The following is a 16,866-nucleotide window of genomic DNA, read 5'->3' as shown; positions in this document are numbered from 1 at the left end:
CGGCCGGCCGCCGGAGCTCACCGCGGCGGCGGCGCACCCACCGACTTCCGGTTCCCTGAGAAAGGCAGACACCGCCATGACCACTTCTGTGAAGCGCACGCTCGTCGGAGCCTCCGCAGTCGCCTCGGCACTCGTCATCGGGCTGGCGGGCACCGCGAGCGCGGCCACCGTCGGCTTCAACAAGACCTCCGCCAGTGGCAAGGCTGAGATCAGCGGCACCTACGAGTACCACGTGTCGGGAACGATCCCGGGGACCGGCGAGAAGCTCTACTCCGGGTCGTTCCAGGGCGCCACGGCCAAGGACAAGGTGGCGGGTGACGGCTACGAGGCCGTCCTGGCCCTCGCCTACCAGGACTGGAAGGACGGCGCCTGGCACAAGGTGACGAACCACGTGGCGGTGGTCAACGGCACGAGGAGCTGGACCTTCAAGAACAAGAAGGACGTGAAGGCCTATGCCTGCGACCGCAAGGTCGGCACCACCAAGCTGCTGAACTGCCGCGCCGCCTGGTAGGCCGGTCCCGCGTGAAATACCGGAGGGCGGGCCGTCACCCCTGTGACGGCCCGCCCTCCGGTGCTCGGGTGCGCCCTGCGGACGCCGGTGTTCCGCGACCGGTCACGCCTTGAGCGCGCGACCCGCCACGGTCAGTGCGAGGCGGCGGGGGGCGAGCGCGGACGCCGTGGCGGAGAGCCGGTTGCCGAGGCCGACGACGATGCTGGGCGGCGTCTTGCCGCGTTCCAGTGCCCGGCGCGTCGCGGTGACGACCTGCTCCGGGGTGGCCATCCGGCCCACGGCCGCGTCCCGGCTGCCGACGACGTCGAAGAACTCGGTGCGGACCGGCCCCGGCGAGACGGCGAGCACCCGCAGGGAGGAGGCGCGCGTCTCGTACGCGACGGCCTCGGTGAAGTTCAGGACGAAGGCCTTCGTGGCGCCGTAGACCGCCATCGCCGGGGTCGGCTGGTAGGCGGCCGCGCTGGCGACGGTGACGAGGGCGCCCCGGCCGTCGGCCGTCAGGCCGGGCAGGAACTCCCTGGTCAGCTCCGTGACCGCGAGCACGTTGAGCTGGATCATCTCGCTGATCCGGGTGGGGTCCTCGCCGGCGAAGGGGCCGTGGGTGCCGAAGCCCGCGTTGTTGACCAGCGTGTGGACCGGTACGCCGAGTTCGTCGAGCTCCGCGCGCAGCGCCGCCGCGGCGCCGGGCCGGGCGAGGTCCGCGGCGATCGGGCGGGCCGTGACCCCGTACCGGCGCTCCAGGTCCGCCGCCAGCTCCTCCAGCCGGTCGACGCGCCGGGCGACGAGGACGACGTCCGCTCCGCGCTCGGCCCACTGCCGGGCGAACTCGACGCCGAGGCCTGCACTCGCCCCGGTGATCAGGGCTGTGGTTCCGCGGTATGTCATAGACATGGGTCGGCGCTCCGTTCCGGGACTCCGGTCGATGGTCGATACTTGAATGTAGACAGAGCAAACATTGTTGTCAATGACAACATCGACGGAGGAGACCGCCTTGGCCGACGCCGATGCGCCCTATCACCACGGCAATCTCAGGGAGGCCCTGCTGGCGCGCGCCGAAGACGTACTCGCGACCGCGGGGGCGGACAGCCTCTCCCTCCGCGCGCTCGCGCGGGACCTCGGCGTCAGCCACGCGGCGCCGGGCCGCCACTTCCGCGACCGGCAGGCCCTGCTGGACGCGCTCGCCGTGGGCGGCTTCACCCGGCTCAACGCACGCCTGCGGGCCGCCGTGGACGAACCGGGCCCCGTCACCGCCCGGCTCGCGCGCATGGGCCGGGCGTACGTCGGCTTCGCCGTCGCGCACGCCCCGCTGCTGAGCCTGATGTTCACGGCCAAGCACGCCGACGACTCCAGCGCCGAGCTCCGCGAGCTCGGCCACCGGAGCCTGGACATCGCCGCCGAACTGATCTCCCTCGCCCAGCAGGAGGGTGTCGTACGGGCGGGCGACCCGGCCCGGCTCGCCCAGGTCTCCTTCTCCGTGGTGCACGGCCTCGCGGCCCTGGCCGTCGGCTCCCTCCTCGACGACACGCCGCTGGAGGAGGCGACCGACCTCGCCCTCGACGTCCTGCTCGCAGGCCTCGGCCCGGTCGGTCCCGAGCCGCGCTCCTAGGCCGTGTCACCCCGTGGCAGGGGTGTGCCGGTGCGGAGTTGCCGGGTGAGGGAATCGCCCACGGTGAAGGCTTCCGGGCCGGTGCCGAGGGAGCCGAGGTGGGTCGCCAGATCGGCGCAGTGGAGGCGGACGGCCGCTTCCAGGAGCTGGGCGTAGACGTCGACCGCGGCACGGATGCGGTGGCGGACGGTCAGCGCGAGGGCGGCGGCGAGCGGGGCGGCGGGCCACCACCAGACCGCGAGCGGGGCGTACAGCAGTGCCCAGCCCCCGAGGGTGGCGGCGCGGGTGAGGGCCTGTTCCGCCGTGGTGATCTCGGCGCGGGTCGTCTCGGGCAGGGTGAGCCACAGGTAGGGCCACAGAGTGGGCAGGTCCAAGTGGTGATCACGGTCCAGGCGTACGGCGACGGCGTGGACGCGGTCACCGCTCCAGGTGGGCCGGTCCGGTGCTTCGGCGGCGATCGCGCGCATCGCATCGTGGAAGGCCCGGCGTGGCGCCGCGTCGGCCCGGCGCCCCTGGAGGGCCAGGGCCCGGGCGTCGGCATCACGCTGCTGCCGGTACGCGGTCGCGGCGGCGCTCCAGCGGGTGTGGCGGCGGGTGACGGCCGCCTGGGCCCACTGCCGCAGAGGGCTCGGCCAGGTGCGCCAGTCGGCGGCCAGTACCGTGCGCAGCACCACCGTGCCCAGCCATTGGGCGGCCAGACCGGTCGCCGCCGCGAGGGCGAGGACCGCGGCGAGCAGGACGACCTGACCGCCGACACCGCTCACGGCGGGCGCCTGGGCCCAGTCGGTGATCCGGCCGACGAGACGGCGGTGGTCCAGGGCGTGGGCCTGGCCGAGGGCGCGGGCGACGGCGGCGGTACACAGGAACAGCGCGCCCGGCAGGACCAGCAGTGTCAACCAGCGCTCGGCGAGTTTCTGGCCGAGGGCGGTGAGGAACCCGGTCACCGCTACAGGCGCTCTCTGCGCAGGGGTTCATCGCCGATCGAACAGCGCGGCGCCTCGGGTCCGTCGGGCCAGGAGTAGCGCGAGCACTGCCCCGTCGGGCACAGCAGCACCCACGCGTCGGGGACCGGCGCACTGGTCCCGATCGGGTCCAATCCCCTGGCCCCGCCGCCGACACCGGCGGCGTCACCCGCCGCCAACAGGGCCTCGTGCAGCGCGTCGAGCCGCGCGGTGGGGTCCGTTCCGGCCCGCAACGCCGCCGCCAGGTCCTCCAGCGGCGCCGCACCATCGGCTCCGTGCGCCTCCAGGTCCGCACGGATGCGGTCCAGCCGTCCGCATACGTAGGCCACTTCGTCGCGCCGCCGCGTGTCGCGGTCGCCGTTCGCCTCGATCACCACATGCCCCCGTTCCCAGCCCGCCGTTCGGTGCGGCGTGCGACCATGGTCCCCGAATGTGGCCGCCGAGGTGGGCAACTGAGGCTGATCGAATCCCCATTGACGGATCTTCAGCCGGGGGAGGGTGCATGGGGGAACGGGAAGACCTGCTGACCTCGATCCGGAGCAGAGTGGCCCACGCGGCCTCCACGGGCGAGGGGACCGCGGTCCTGGATCCGGCCGCGCTCGATGAATCCCGGTCCCTGGGAAAGATCTGCGACGCGGGCGACGGGAACGACCTGGAAGCCCGGTACGCCATGGGCTGGCTGCACCACTACCGAGCCCGGTTCGGAACGCGTCCGCAACAGCGTGAGGCCGAGCAGAACCTCGCGGTCCACTGGCTCACGCCGTGCTTCGTCGCCGGTCGGATGCCTCTCCCGGAGCCCCTCCTCACCTCCCTCGCCGAGCGGGCGGTCCCCGCTGCCCTGGCGGTGCAGAGAAGGGCGCAGATCACCGGTGATCCGGAGGACCAGGCGCAGGCCGTGCGCCTGTGCCGGCGCATCGTGAACAGCCTCCCCGAGGACCATCCCGCCCGCGCCGCCCTGCTGTCCAACCTGGGTATCGCTCTGCTGATGCGTGCCACGTACACGACGGCCGTCACCGGTCTGGACGAGGCCGTGGAGACGGTCCGTGCCGCCGTCCGGGCCGTGAGCGATCAGGATCCCGGACGGCCGGTGTACCTGACCAACCTCGGCCTCGCCCTGAGGGCGCGGTTCGAGCGCAGCGGGGCACCGGCGGACATCGACGAGGCCGTGGAGATGCTCCGGGCCGCCGTCCGGGCCACCTCCGACGGCGATGCCGAGCGCGTGAGCCGCATGTACCACCTGAGCCTCGCCCTGGGCGTGCGGTTCGAGCGCACGGCGGCTCTCCCGGATCTGGACGAGGAGGTGGAACTGATCCGCACCGTCGTCCGGACGGCCCCCGCCGGCCATCCCGACCAGGTGAAGTACCGGTCCGTCCTCGGGGGCGTCCTGAAAGCCCGCTTCGAGCGCACCGGGGCCATGGAGGATCTCGAGGAGGCGGTGCGGCTGACCCGTGCCGCCGTCCGGGACGCCCCCGGCGACCGTCACGATCGCGCCCAGGGCTTGTCCGCACTCAGCTTCGTCCTGCTCACGCGGTTCGAACACAGCGGGGAGGCGAACGACCTGGACGAAGCGGTGGAGTCGGCCCGGGCCGCCGTCCGCGTCGCTCCCGACCAGTACCCCGATGTCGACCGGGCCATCCTCCTGTTCGGACTCGGCGGCGCCCTGCTCCGGCGGTTCGGCCTCACGGCAGCACCGGCGGATCTGGACGAGGCCGTGGAGGCGCTCCGCGGCGCCCTGCGCATCGTCCCCGAGGACTATCCCCTGCGCGCCGCGTACGAAGCCGTGCTCGGCGACGCCTTGGGGAAGCGTTCCGAGCGGGACGGCCCGGCACAGCGGGACGGGCAGGAGCAGCTGTCCCTGTGGAGGCGGACGGTCGAGGAGCGGACGGCCCCGCCCCGCCTGCGCATCATGACGGCGCGGGAAGCGGCTCGTTGGGCCGCGCCTTCGGACCCGGCCCTGGCCGCCGGCCTCCTGGAGCAGGCGGTGCTGATGCTGCCCGAATTGGCGCCGCGTCGCCTGCACCGCGGCGACCAGCAGTTCGTCCTCGGCAGCGTCTCCGCCGGGCTGGCCGCCGAAGCCGCCTCCACGGCCCTCGACGATCCCACCGTCGACGTGCGGGAACGGCCGGCGCGGGCCCTGCGCCTCGCGGAGGCCGGACGTGCCGTGCTCCTGTCCCAGGCACTGGAGACCCGAAGCGATCTCACCGATCTGTACGACGAGCACCCCGGTCTCGCCGAGCGCTTCTGCGAGCTGCGCGACCTGCTGGACCAGGGGCAGGCCGAGGCGGCCGCTCCCGGCGCCGCCGGCCGGACCGCGGCGACGGGTCGCGAGCGCCACCACCTGGCGCAGGAGCTGGAGGCGGTACTGGCGCGCATCCGGGCCTGTGAGGGGTTCACCGCCTTCGGCCTGCCGCCCACCCTCGACGACCTCCTGGCCGAAGCGGCGCACGGCCCGGTGGTGACGTTCAACGTCAGCCGCTACCGCAGCGACGCGCTCCTCCTCACGCGCGACGGCGTCACCTCCTGCCCGCTGCCCCGGCTCACCGAAGAAGCCGTCATCGGCCAGGTGAACACCTTCTACCGAGCGCTGGCCGGAACGATGGCGTCCGACGGCGACCGGATCTCCGCCCAGCAGTCGCTGTGCCGGGTCCTGGAGTGGCTGTGGGAGGCGGCCGTCGAGCCGGTCCTCTCCGCACTGGGCGACGCGCTCCCCGCAGCCGGCCCCGACCAGGACGGGGAGCCCCTCCCACGCCTGTGGTGGGCCCCCGGCGGCATCCTCGGGCTGTTGCCCCTGCACGCCGCCGGCTTCCACGCCACCCCCGGCCAGGGCCCGCAGCGCCGTACGGTCCTGGACCGGGTGATCTCCTCCTACACACCCACCGTCCGGGCCCTGCGCCATGCCAGGCGCCCCCGCCCCCGGACCGCCGACGGCCTCCGTTCCCTGATCGTCGCCATGCCGACCACCCCCGGTCTCGGCCGGCTGCGGTACGTGCAGGAGGAAGCCGGCCGACTCCGGTCGCTCCTGCCCCGCCCCGTCCTGCTGACCGCGCCCGGAAGCGACCCGGAGGAAACGGCCCCCGGGCCTGCGGGCAGCGGTGTTCCCACCCTGGCCGCCGTCCTCGACCGCCTGCCGGAGTGCGCCATCGCCCACTTCGCCTGCCATGGTGCCGGCGACCGTACCGACCCCTCCCTGAGCCGGCTGTTCCTGCAGGACCACGCCACCGCGCCGCTGACCGTCGCCGCCCTCGCCCGCGTCGACCTCGGCCGCGCACGGCTGGCCTTCCTCTCCGCCTGCAGCACCGCGGATCCCGGCAGGGCCGACCTGCTCGACGAAGCCATCCACCTCGCCAGCGCCTTCCAGCTCGCGGGCTTCCCCCACGTCGTCGGCACGCTTTGGCCGATCGACGACCACCTGGCCGTCACGGTCGCCGAGTCCTTCTACACGCACCTGACGACCGGTCCGCCGGGGACGCTCGATCCCGACCGGTCCGCGGCCGCCCTGCACCACGCGGTCCGGACGGTTCGCGACCGCTACCCGAGGACCCCCTCCCTGTGGGCCGCCCACCTCCACACCGGCGCGTGACGCGGCGGGACCCTCAGCCCGCCGCCGCGGCCGTCCGGTACGGGCGGAAGAACGCGCGCAGCTCCTCCGCGTAGAGCTCGGGCTCCTCGAACGGGGCGAAGTGCCCGCCGCGCGCGGGCTCGGTCACGCGCACGACGTTCGCCGTGCGCGTGAGCCACGCCCGCGGCGGACGGACGACGTCACCGGGGAAGAGCGAGAAGCCGGACGGCACTTCGACGCGGCGGGCGTGCTGGGCGGGCGGGATCGCGGCGTTCGCACGGTACATGCGCATCGACGAGCCGATCGTCCCCGTGAGCCAGTAGATCGTGAGGTTCGTGAGGATCTCGTCCTTCGTGAAGCTCCGCTCGACGTGGCCGCCGCAGTCGCTCCACGACCGCAGCTTCTCGACGATCCACGCGGCGAGACCGGCCGGTGAGTCGTTGAGTCCGACGGCTGCGGTCTGGGGCTTCGTGCGGTGCACGGCCGCGTAGGCACCCTCGTTGCCGCCCCAGGCAGCGGCGCTGTCGAGCCAGGCGCGCTCCTCGGGCGCGAGGTCCGCGGGGTCGCCGGTGAAGACGGGCACACCCGCGTCGGTCCGGTGGACGGCCACGACCCGTTCGGGGTGGTCGAGCGCGAGGTAGCGGCTCACATGGCTGCCGATGTCGCCACCCGCGGCGCCGAAGCGCGGGTAGCCGAGGAGGGCCATGAGCTCGGCCCACAGTCCGGCGACGGCGATGGAGTCGAGGGGCGGGCCGGCGGGACGGTCGGAGTAGCCGTAGCCCGGCAGGTCGGGCACGACCACGTCGAAGGCGTCCGCGGGATCGCCACCGTGCGCGCCGGGGTCGGTCAGGAGCGGGACGACCTTCGTGTACCGCCAGAACGAGTCCGGCCAGCCGTGGCTGAGGACCAGCGGCAGCACCGGCCCGGCCGGCGCGACGGCCCGGGCGTGCAGGAAATGGATTCCGAGGCCGCCGAGCGCCACGCGGAAGCGGGGAAGCTTGGCGAGTGCCGCTTCCTGCGCCGCCCAGTCGAAACGGTCCGCCCAGTAGGTCACGAGGTCGCGGAGGTAGTCGAGGTCGGTCCCGAGCGACCACCCGGCGTCCTCGGGCGCGTCCGGCCAACGCGTCCCGCGGAGCCGCGCCCGCAGGTCCTCGATCGCCGCGGGGTCGGTCCGCTGGGTGAACGGCTGCGGGCTGGTCAGGGCGTCCGGCATGCGGCGCATGCTAGCGGGGGTGACCCACGCGGGATCGGGATCCGTGCGCCCGACACGCGTGGCGATCAACCGGCGCTCCGGTGGCGGCCCGCTGGTGGGCCGAGGGCGCCCTGAGGGACTGCCGCTGCCTCCGGGGGCGGCTCCCTCCGGCCTGCGGCCTTCCGTGAGCCTTCAGGGTGAGGGCGTGCGTGGTGCCGTGCCGGGGGCCGGGCTCCGGGTGAGGCGCCGCGTGTGCGTCGTGGTGGGCATGGACCGGTCCGGCTCAGGGGCGGTTTCCCCCGCCAGGCCGTTGAAGGTGGCGAAGACCAGACGCTCGGTCTGGCCTTCGATGCCTTGCCGGTCGTCGATGTGTACGAGGCCGTCGATGAGCAGAACAGCCAGGCCGTGGATGGCGGCCCAGACCACGAATTCGGCGCCCGGGCGGGCTTCCGGGGGCAGGTGGCCCGTGTCGGTCAGACGGTCGAGTTCGGTGGTGAGCACGTCGTGCGGGTGGGGTGAGATGGCGGACCGCGCCGTTGTGGCCCCACCGCGGAAGACGAGCCGGGCGACGGCCGGGTCCTCGACGGCCCAGGTGACATAGGCGCGCCCGCATGCGGCGAGACGTTCGGGACCCTGCTCCGGCGCCTGGTCCATGGTGTCGCGCAGGCGATTCCCCAGCCGGGCCAGCGCGACCTCGGACAGGGCGGACACGAGTGCGTCACGCGAACCGAAGTGGTGGTAGGCGGCGCTGGGGCTGACGCCGACCCGTGCCGATGCCTCACGCAGCGACCAGCCGTCGGCACCCCGCTCCCGCACAAGGGTCTCCGCCGCGTCGAGCAGCGCGCCGCGCAGGTCCCCGTGGTGATATCGCTCCTTCGCCATGCCTTCATCTTAGCGGTGCTCAGATCGAATGTTACGCTCGGGCCGAAATCTCAACACTGTTCAGATCCGATCTGGAGTTGTGCCATGTGCCCCACCGACCCCACGCCTCTCGGCTCCGACGGCGCGCCGGATGTCCTGCAGAGCCCCCCGCCCGTCGTGACGGGATCTCCCGTCGAGGTGTCCGAGGGCGTTTTCGTCATCCCGGACCACCGCGTCGAGTTGGTCCCCAACGTCGGCATCGTCCTCGGGGAGAGGGCCGCGCTGGTCATCGACACCGGCCTCGGCCCTCGCAACGGCGCGATGGTGCTGGAGCACGCCCGGCGCCTGGCCGGCGACCGCCGCCTGTACCTGACCCTCACCCACTTCCATCCTGAGCACGGCTTCGGCGCGCAGGCGTTCAAGGGCGCCGCCACGATCGTCTACAACAGCGGCCAGCGCGCCGAACTGCGGCGCAAGGGAGCCGGCTATCTCGGCATGTTCAGGGGCCTGAGCCCCGCGGTCGCCGCCGAACTCGAAGGAGTCGAACTGGTCGACCCCGATCTGGTCTACGAGGGCGAGGCCGAGATCGACCTCGGCGGCCGTACCGTGCTGCTGCGCGAGGTCGGTCCCGCGCACACCGGCTCCGACCAGATCGTCCTTGTGGACGGCCGGGTGCTGTTCGCCGGCGATCTGCTGGAAACCCGCATCTTCCCGATCGCACCGTACTTCCCGCCCCACGACACCGACGTGGACGGCGAGGGCTGGATCGGCGTGCTCGACCAGCTCGCCGCACTCGCCCCGCAGACCGTCGTTCCCGGCCACGGCGAGGTCACCGGCGCCTCGCTCATCCACGACGTCCGCGACTACCTCACCTACGTCCGCGACGAGGCCCTACGGCTGCGCGAGTGCGGCACCACCGCCGACGACACGGCCGCCACCATCGACGAGAACGCCCGTACCCGCTGGCCTTCCTGGGAACGCCCCGAGTGGATCGGCCTCGCCGCCCGCGCCTTCTACGACACCAGCGCATCGGTCTGAGCCCCGCCGCCCGCGACCGGCGTCGATGCCCTCAAGGGCACACCCGCTACCAGGTTCGACAAGCTTGCCGACCGCCATCGCGCCGGGGTCGTCTTGGCCTCGCCGATCCTCTGCCTCCGCGAACCAGGCAGATGACCAAGCGTCAGACACGCCCTAGCGCATTTCCGTCCGGCGCGCCACCGGCGGGCCTCGGGATACGGCCGAACCGATCGGAACATGAGCGCGGATTCCCGCGCGGCCAACGGGGTCGGCACGCCGTCGACCTCCCGTTACGCCGACGCACACCGCGTACGGACCCCTTCCCTTGCCGGAATTCGACGCCATCGATGGCGCATAACGGTTCCTCCGGTCCGATGAACTCCAACGAAAGCCCACATCAGCGAAGTTGGGCGTAGTTATGCTCCCGCCCACCGGTCAGAAGGCCCCCCTTTTCGATAGTTCGAGGACGCCGATGGAGCAAAGAGGTACTCCCCCCGAAAGTCCCCACCTGGAGGGAAGAGCGAGCCGGATGCTGCCCGCGACCGCGGTCGTGGCCGCCGCCTGCCTGGTCGGCGCGCTGGCCTCCTCCTCGGCACCGCTCGGCACCGCGCTGATCGCCGTCGGCGCCGTGTGCACCGCGGCGGTCTTCGTCGAGGCACGACGGCGCGGCCGCGCACTCGCCGCCGGACGCGCCCAGGTCGCGGCCCTCCAGCACGCCCTGGCCCGGCAGCAGACCGAGGCGGCCCGGCTGTCCGAGGCGGTGCTGCCCGAGGCCATCGAGCGACTGCGCAAGGGCGAGCCGGCCGAGGAGGTGCTGACCGCCCTGGGAGGGCGTGGCGGCCACGGCAGCCGCTGGGGCGACGACGAGGCCCTGACCCCGCGCTTCAGAGCCGCCCTCCAGGCCGTGCTGGCCCACGTCGTCGACGCGGTCGACAACGAGGAGAGCCTGCGCGACTCGGCACAGCGGGCCTTCGTGAACGTCGCCCGGCGCGTACAGGCGATCGTCCACCAGCAGGCCCACGAGATGCGGGAGATGGAGGACCGGCACGGGAACAACCCGGACGTCTTCGGCGACCTGCTGCGGCTCGACCACGGCACCGCCCTGATCGGCCGGCTCGCCGATTCCATCTCGGTCCTCGGCGGTGCGCGCCCCGGCCGCCAGTGGAGCAGGGCCGTCACCCTGTACAGCGTGATGCGCGGCGCGATGTCGCGGATCATCGACTACCAGCGGGTGGACCTGCACTCGGTCTCCGAGGTCGCCGTCGTCGGCCCCGTCGTGGAGCCGCTGATCCACACCCTGGCGGAGCTGCTGGACAACGCCACGCGGTACTCGCCGCCGCACACCCGGGTCCACCTCACGGCCGTCGAGGTGCAGTCGGGCATCGCCGTGGAGATCGAGGACGGCGGCCTGAGCATGAGCGAGGAGGCCCGCGGCCGGGCGGAGAAGATGCTCGCGCAGGCGCAGTCCGGCATCGACCTCAACGACCTGGGCGAGACGCCGCGGCTGGGGCTGGCGGTGGTCGGCCGGCTGGCGCAGGCGTACGGGTTCCAGGTGTCCCTGCGCTCGTCCGCGTACGGCGGCGTCCGCGCCGTGGTGATCGTGCCGCAGCACCTGATCACCACGGCGACGTCCGCGACCGGTCTCGCCCACGGCATCGGCTCCTCCTCGGGGCCCAGGGCCGTGGCCGCCACGCCGCGCGAGCACAGCTTCGACCGCTCGTCGGAGGGCGTGGGCACGCCCCGGCCGGCTCCGGCGCCCAGGCCGGCGCCCCTTGCCGCCGAGCAGTCGCAGGCCGCCGCGCGGACCGCGACCGGCTTGCCGCAGCGCCGCCGGAAGGACCGTCTGGCCACCTCCGGCGCCCGACCGGCGGCGGAGCCCCGCTCGGCGGACGACGGCGGCCCCGGAATGTGGCTGGAGGCGTTCCACAGCGGATTGTCCGGCACGCCCGGCCACGATGATGCGCCGGGCACCGAAGGAACGTCGGGTTCAGCGACCAAGGGGGCGTAGGAAATGATGACTCAGCGAATCAGCAGCATGGACTGGATGCTCAAGGACCTGGCGGCCGGAGTGCCGCAGACGCGGCACGTGATCGTACTGTCCGCGGACGGACTCTGCGTGGCGCAGTACGGGGCCGACACCGACACGGCCGACCGCCTGGCGGCCGCGTGCGCGGGCCTGCAGAGCCTGGCCGGGGCGGTGGCCGCGGAACTGCCCCGCTCGGAGGGCCGGATGCGCCTGGTCGTGATCGAGATGGACGGCGGGTTCTTCTATCTGATGGCCGCCGGCGACGGCTCCTACCTCGCGGTCCTCGCCGACGAGGGCGTGGACGCGGGCCTGATGGGCGCACAGATGCGCAACCTGGTGACCCGAATGGGGGAGCACCTGAGCAGCCCGCCCCGGCATGACGGGCAGCCCGCGTGAATGAGCCGCCCGCAAGCTGGGAGGACAGCAGTCCCGAACGGCTCTACGTCATCACCGGCGGACGCAGCGGACCCTCCACCGAAGTCCATCTGGACCTCGTGACCCTGGTCGTGGCCAAAGGGTCCGCCCGGCCCGAGATGCAGCCCGAGCAGGCGGCCATCCTGCGGATGTGCCAGTCACCGCTGTCGGTGGCCGAGATCTCCGCGTACGCGGGCCTGCCCGTGAGCGTCGTCACCGTGCTGGTCGGGGACCTGATGGCCGCTCGACGCGTGTACGTCCGTCCGCCCGTTCCCGCCGCGCAGCTACCCGACCTTGCTCTGATCGAGGCAGTGATCGATGGACTTCAGAAGCTCTGACCCGCCCGCCGGGCCGCGCGAGGCGGACATACTCCCGCAGACGGCCGCGGCCGCCGTGAAGATCGTCATCGTCGGCGGATTCGGCGTGGGCAAGACGACGATGGTCGGTGCCGTCAGCGAGATCAGGCCGCTGACGACCGAGGAGACGATGACCCGGGCCGGCGTCGGCGTCGACGACACCTGGGGCGTGGACCGCAAGGTCACCACCACCGTCGCGATGGACTTCGGCCGGATCAGCATCAACGACGAGCTCGTGCTGTACCTGTTCGGAACACCTGGTCAGGAGCGCTTCTGGTTCCTGTGGCGCGGGCTCTTCGAGGGCGCGCTCGGAGCGGTCGTACTCCTCGACACCCGTCGGCTGGAGATCAGCTTCGACGTCATCGGACGGCTCGAGGAGCGGGGCGTCCCGTTCGTCGTGGCCGTCAACTCCTTCCCCGGCGCCCCCGAGCATCCGGTGGAGGAGCTGCGCCAAGCCCTCGACCTGCCGCCCGCGGTCCCGATCCTCGTCTGCGATGCCAGACGGCGGGACTCGTCCCGCGATGTCCTGCTGACCCTCATGCGCTACCTGCACGCCCAGGCAGCCACCCAGGAGGCAATGTGAACGCCGGCCCCACCAACGCCAGCCCCACCCCACCGCCCGAGTGCCCCGCCCACGCGGCGGCGGCGACGGCCGGCGGCCTGTACCGCCTCCACGGAGCCGAGGCCCAGGCCGATCCCCTTGCGTTGTACGAGAAGCTGCGCGCCGAACACGGGGCGGTGGCCCCCGTCCTGGTGAGCGGGGACCTCCCGGCCTGGCTGGTCCTCGGCCACCGGGAGAACCTGGACGTGGCGCGCACGTCCTCGCGCTTCGCCCGCGACCCGCGGGGGTGGCGCGACATGAAGGAGGGCCGGGTCCCGGCCGACACCCCGCTCGGCCCCATGGTCTCCTGGGTGCCGGTGTGCAACTTCACCGACGGGCCCGTGCACGAGCGGCTGCGCTCGGCCGTGGTGGAGTCCCTGGAGCGCTTCGACAAGCGCGGCATCCGCCGCTACGTGACGCGGTTCGCCAATCAACTCGTCGACCAGATCGCGGGTGAGGGGTACGCCGACCTGGTGTCCGCCTTCTCCGACCAGCTCCCGATGCTGGTCATGACACAGCTCATCGGGGCGCCCGACGAACACGGTCCCCTGCTGGTCAACGCGGCCCGCGACATGCTCCAGGGGACCGAGACGGCCCTGCAGAGCGACCGCTACGTCACCGCCACGCTGGAGCACCTGGTCGTGGAGCGCAAGGCCAGGCCCGTGCGCGACCTCGCCTCCTGGCTGCTCGAGCATCCCGCGAACCTGAGCGACACCGAGGTGCTGATGCACCTGCGCGTCGTGCTGATCGCGGCCTACGAGACCACCGCCAACCTGATCGCCAACACGCTGCGGACCGTGCTGACCGACCCGCGCTTCCGGGCCAGCCTCTCCGGAGGCCATATGACGCTGCCCGACGCCCTGGAGCAGGTCCTCTGGGACGACCCGCCGATCAACACGATCATCGGGCGCTGGGCCACCGGTGACACCCTGCTCGGCGGTCGGCAGGTGAAGGCCGGCGACATGATCCTGCTGGGGCTGGCCGCGGGCAACGCCGACCCGCAGATCCGGCCGGATCCCTCGGCCTCCGTCCACGGCAACCGCTCCCACCTGGCCTTCAGCAGCGGTCCGCACGAGTGCCCGGGCCAGGACATCGGCCGCGCCATCGCGGACACCGGCATCGAGGTCCTGCTGGACCGGTTGCCCGACCTCCAGCTGGCGGTCGACGCGAGCGAGCTGCAGTGGCGCGGCACCCTCATGTCACGCCATCTGCTGTCCCTGCCGGTACGGTTCGCCCCGCGCCCCGTGGCGACCGCGCGGCCCGAGGCCGAGCAGCCGGCCGGGCACCCGGTCCATGCGGTCGTCCCGCCGCAGCCGGCGGCAGCGCCCGCGGTCGCGGGCCGCCACCGCTCCGTCAGCTGGTGGCGGCGGCTGCTCGGCCTCGGCCGATGACCGACGGCTGACGGCTGACGGCTGACGGCTGACGGCTGACGGCTGACGGCTGACGGCTGACGGCTGACGGCTTCCGTACCGAGGGCCCCGACCACACCGGCCGGGGCCCTCGGTGCCGCTCAGTCGTGTACCCGCCGCCACCAGGAAGCGAGGGCCGGCACGTCCGGCGGCTCGGTCCCGGCGAAACTGGGGTCCTCTGCGAACCGGATCGCGAACCGGGCGTCCGGCAGCGGCAGTTCGTGCCGGTTGCGCGGGCTCGCGTACCGGGGTGCCCGGCTCTGCCAGGCGATGGACCCGGCCACGTAGTGGCCCAACGCCGCCAGGTGACGGCGCAGTTCCGCGTTCGCGCCGGCCTCCGCCCGCGCCCTCAGTGTCATGAAGAGGACCAGCACCCGGTCGCGCAGGGCCACCGCGAGCGGCACGGCCTCGGCGGGCGAGCAGTTCTCCTGCTGGGCGAGGACATTGACGAGATTCACCTCCCTGGGCTCCAGGTGGTCGTCCTTGTCGTAGGAGAACAGGTCGTTGTCCGCGCTGACGACGAATCCCGCCGCATCCGTCAGCACCGTCAGGGCGCGGGAGCAGAGCACCTCCGTCGGCAGCCGGTCCCCGCGTGCGACGTCGGACCAGGTCAGCGAGAAGCGCGTGCCGTTCGCCAGCGGCCCCATGGCGACGAAGTCGTTCAGTCCCGGCATGATCCCGGCCTCGGCCCGGGCGGCCCGCCAGGCCGCTCCGAGCAGCCAGTCGCGCGTCCCCTCGACGAACCTGCGCAGCTCGTAGGGCGTGAGCATCGCGTGGGTGCGGCGCACGAGGTCCAGCAGCGCACGGGTCATGGGTCCGTCGGGCAGCACCGCGGCCCCCGGGTCCTCGATGGTGCGCAGCAGACGTACGCCGTGTTCGACGACGGCACCCGTCCCCACCTCATCGGAACCCGAATCCTGCCAGTCGTCGACGGCGTTGGCCCAGTAGTTCCACTGGGTGAAGAGCAGGAGGGCGTCCACGTCCCCGTCGGGGATGATGCGGCAGGAGAAGTCGGCGCTGTGGGTGGCGAGACCCCATGCGCGCTCGACCGGATCGGGATAGACGCCGAAGGCGTCCAGCCACTCGACCGCCAGGGCCTCCACCTGCTTCGCCTCGGGATGGACGAGGTCGCGCTCCAGGGGGCAGTAGAAGGACGGCAGGCGCGTACCGAGGCGCGAGGGGCGGGGTGCGGGTGCCGGTGCCGGTGCCGGTGACGCCGTCATCGGCGGCCCCCGAGCCGGAAGCGCAGCAGCCGCGTCTGCACCGCGTGGTCCCGCCAGAGCCGGAAGAACCTGCTGTGCGCGAGCGTCGACTGTTCGAGCCGTTCGCCGGTCCAGGCGCCGGGCCCGGCATCCGCGCCCGCGCGGAGCCGGTCGAGCTCGGCGGTGTTCCACGCCATGGACTGCACCCAGAACTCCGCCACCGAGTCCGTCACGTCCTCCTCGTCCACGAGCTGAAAGCCGGCCGCCTCGGCCGCGGCGAGGTATTCCTCTCTCCGTCCCAGTCGCGTTCTGTAGTAGCCGTCGATGAACTCGCGCCATGCGGAGCGGCCGGCGAAATGCTCCTGGATCCCGAACCATCCGCCCGGCTCCAGCGCTTGGGCGACGACGCGGAAGAGCCGGGTCCGGTCGGTGTAGCCGCTGCTCTCGTTGGCGTAGACGGCGTCGTACGCGCCGGTCTCGTCCAGGTCGTGCACATCCGCCAGTACGGGCTTCACCCGCTCCCCCACCCCGGCGTGCCGGGCGAAGTGCCGGACGATCGGGATGTGTTCCGCCGCGACGGTGAGGCCGGTGACCGATGCTCCGTGCTCCTGCGCCCAGTAGAGCGACGTCCCGCCCAGGCCGCAGCCGATGTCCAGCAGGCGCCGGGGAGGTGCCTCGTACGCGCCCCACGACCGGGCCGCGTGCTCGACGATCCGCTCCTGCGCGTCGAACAGGCGCTGCTGCAGCACGTGCTGGGGGGCGGTGCTGTCCGGCGGGCCGTCCGGGTAGAGGCCCACGTGGAAGTGGACACGGGGGCCCGGACCGTACTTGTGCAGGATCTCTTGCGTCTTGCGGCTGTAGTAGAGACGTATGGGGTCGTCCGCGGCCGATCCCTGGTCGCTGTCCAAAAACGATAAGAGGGGGGTGACGTACATGGGGTGTCCGCCCTTTCGTGGGGTAGGGCTGCCTCCGGGACACGCTGTCACCGCACTCACCGCGTCCCGTCCGGCACACTGTTGAAGCACGGATCATCGTGGCACTTCAGATCCGGCACGTCAGCCCACTGGAGTAACACGGAGCGGCATCCGGGTCCCCGCGTAAACGGGCCGGGCCGGCTCTACGGCGTCCGGGTCGCGGGCGCGGTCCCGGC

Annotated in this window: 16 protein-coding genes and 1 pseudogene; 10 read left to right on the top strand and 7 right to left on the bottom strand. The window is 72.8% G+C overall.

The features are described 5' to 3' along the window. The first annotated feature begins 76 nt into the window (after positions 1-76). Entirely contained in the window at positions 77-511 is a 435-nt protein-coding gene (locus JYK04_RS37560) for a hypothetical protein (protein ID WP_189745113.1), read from the top strand. A gap of 102 nt (positions 512-613) precedes the next feature. Here the strand turns inward: JYK04_RS37560 and JYK04_RS37555 are convergent, their stop codons facing one another. Further along, positions 614-1,402: an SDR family NAD(P)-dependent oxidoreductase gene (locus JYK04_RS37555; RefSeq protein WP_189745114.1), complete on the bottom strand. Its 789-nt coding sequence runs from the start codon at positions 1,400-1,402 to the stop codon at positions 614-616. A gap of 73 nt (positions 1,403-1,475) precedes the next feature. Here JYK04_RS37555 and JYK04_RS37550 point away from each other — a divergent pair, with 73 nt between their 5' ends. Next, positions 1,476-2,117, top strand: coding sequence for a TetR/AcrR family transcriptional regulator (locus tag JYK04_RS37550; protein ID WP_202185962.1), 642 nt, complete (start codon positions 1,476-1,478; stop codon positions 2,115-2,117). On the opposite strand, the gene JYK04_RS37545 is transcribed toward JYK04_RS37550, so the two are convergent. Both JYK04_RS37545 and JYK04_RS37540 read right to left on the bottom strand, forming a co-directional pair. Continuing rightward, positions 2,114-3,061: a hypothetical protein gene (locus tag JYK04_RS37545; protein ID WP_189745116.1), complete on the bottom strand. Its 948-nt coding sequence runs from the start codon at positions 3,059-3,061 to the stop codon at positions 2,114-2,116. The two genes, JYK04_RS37550 and JYK04_RS37545, sit on opposite strands and share 4 nt — an antisense overlap. 2 nt (positions 3,062-3,063) lie before the next feature. After that, the gene (locus JYK04_RS37540; protein WP_189745118.1) at positions 3,064-3,453 is read right to left on the bottom strand and encodes a hypothetical protein; all 390 of its coding nucleotides are present in this window, start codon (positions 3,451-3,453) and stop codon (positions 3,064-3,066) included. 128 nt (positions 3,454-3,581) lie between these two features. Here JYK04_RS37540 and JYK04_RS37535 point away from each other — a divergent pair, with 128 nt between their 5' ends. Next, a complete protein-coding gene (locus JYK04_RS37535) occupies positions 3,582-6,659 on the top strand; it encodes a CHAT domain-containing tetratricopeptide repeat protein (RefSeq protein WP_189745120.1) in 3,078 nt (1,025 codons plus the stop codon). 13 nt (positions 6,660-6,672) lie between these two features. Here JYK04_RS37535 and JYK04_RS37530 read toward each other — a convergent pair whose 3' ends face one another. Together JYK04_RS37530 and JYK04_RS37525 are read right to left on the bottom strand one after the other, a co-directional pair. Further along, on the bottom strand, positions 6,673-7,851 hold the full coding sequence (locus JYK04_RS37530; protein WP_189745122.1) for an epoxide hydrolase family protein: 1,179 nt from the start codon (positions 7,849-7,851) through the stop codon (positions 6,673-6,675). 171 nt (positions 7,852-8,022) lie between these two features. Then, positions 8,023-8,712, bottom strand: a complete 690-nt coding sequence (locus JYK04_RS37525) for a TetR/AcrR family transcriptional regulator (RefSeq protein ID WP_189745125.1) — start codon at positions 8,710-8,712, stop codon at positions 8,023-8,025. 84 nt (positions 8,713-8,796) lie between these two features. Here JYK04_RS37525 and JYK04_RS37520 point away from each other — a divergent pair, with 84 nt between their 5' ends. The 7 genes and pseudogenes from JYK04_RS37520 to JYK04_RS37495 all read left to right on the top strand — a co-directional run bounded on the left by JYK04_RS37520 (position 8,797) and on the right by JYK04_RS37495 (position 14,496). Beyond that, positions 8,797-9,729 (top strand): MBL fold metallo-hydrolase, encoded by a 933-nt coding sequence (locus JYK04_RS37520; RefSeq protein WP_189745127.1) that lies wholly within the window; start codon positions 8,797-8,799, stop codon positions 9,727-9,729. Positions 9,730-9,774: 45 nt separating this feature from the next. Beyond that, positions 9,775-9,886: pseudogene (locus JYK04_RS42485) on the top strand (IS5/IS1182 family transposase); the annotation flags it as partial. Positions 9,887-10,237: 351 nt separating this feature from the next. Further along, a complete protein-coding gene (locus JYK04_RS37515) occupies positions 10,238-11,716 on the top strand; it encodes a sensor histidine kinase (protein ID WP_229876719.1) in 1,479 nt (492 codons plus the stop codon). Between the two features lie 3 nt (positions 11,717-11,719). Then, on the top strand, positions 11,720-12,130 hold the full coding sequence (locus JYK04_RS37510; protein WP_373297500.1) for a roadblock/LC7 domain-containing protein: 411 nt from the start codon (positions 11,720-11,722) through the stop codon (positions 12,128-12,130). Continuing rightward, positions 12,127-12,486 carry a DUF742 domain-containing protein gene (locus JYK04_RS37505; protein ID WP_189745130.1) on the top strand — a complete coding sequence of 120 codons (360 nt, stop codon included), beginning with the start codon at positions 12,127-12,129 and terminating at the stop codon, positions 12,484-12,486. Before JYK04_RS37510 ends, JYK04_RS37505 begins: the two co-directional genes overlap by 4 nt. After that, a complete protein-coding gene (locus tag JYK04_RS37500) occupies positions 12,467-13,087 on the top strand; it encodes a GTP-binding protein (protein WP_189745133.1) in 621 nt (206 codons plus the stop codon). The genes JYK04_RS37505 and JYK04_RS37500 overlap by 20 nt, the downstream gene beginning before the upstream one ends. Further along, positions 13,084-14,496: a cytochrome P450 gene (locus JYK04_RS37495; protein WP_229876723.1), complete on the top strand. Its 1,413-nt coding sequence runs from the start codon at positions 13,084-13,086 to the stop codon at positions 14,494-14,496. The genes JYK04_RS37500 and JYK04_RS37495 overlap by 4 nt, the downstream gene beginning before the upstream one ends. Positions 14,497-14,615: 119 nt before the next feature. On the opposite strand, the gene JYK04_RS37490 is transcribed toward JYK04_RS37495, so the two are convergent. Continuing rightward, the gene (locus tag JYK04_RS37490; RefSeq protein ID WP_229876727.1) at positions 14,616-15,737 is read right to left on the bottom strand and encodes a terpene synthase family protein; all 1,122 of its coding nucleotides are present in this window, start codon (positions 15,735-15,737) and stop codon (positions 14,616-14,618) included. Next, the gene (locus tag JYK04_RS37485) at positions 15,734-16,651 is read right to left on the bottom strand and encodes an SAM-dependent methyltransferase (protein WP_189745134.1); all 918 of its coding nucleotides are present in this window, start codon (positions 16,649-16,651) and stop codon (positions 15,734-15,736) included. The genes JYK04_RS37490 and JYK04_RS37485 overlap by 4 nt, the downstream gene beginning before the upstream one ends. Positions 16,652-16,866: the final 215 nt, after the last annotated feature.

Origin of the sequence: Streptomyces nojiriensis, assembly GCF_017639205.1 — a bacterium.
In the GTDB taxonomy this organism is placed as follows: Bacteria; Actinomycetota; Actinomycetes; order Streptomycetales; family Streptomycetaceae; genus Streptomyces; species Streptomyces nojiriensis.
This window is presented reverse-complemented; position numbering and strand designations above follow the sequence as displayed.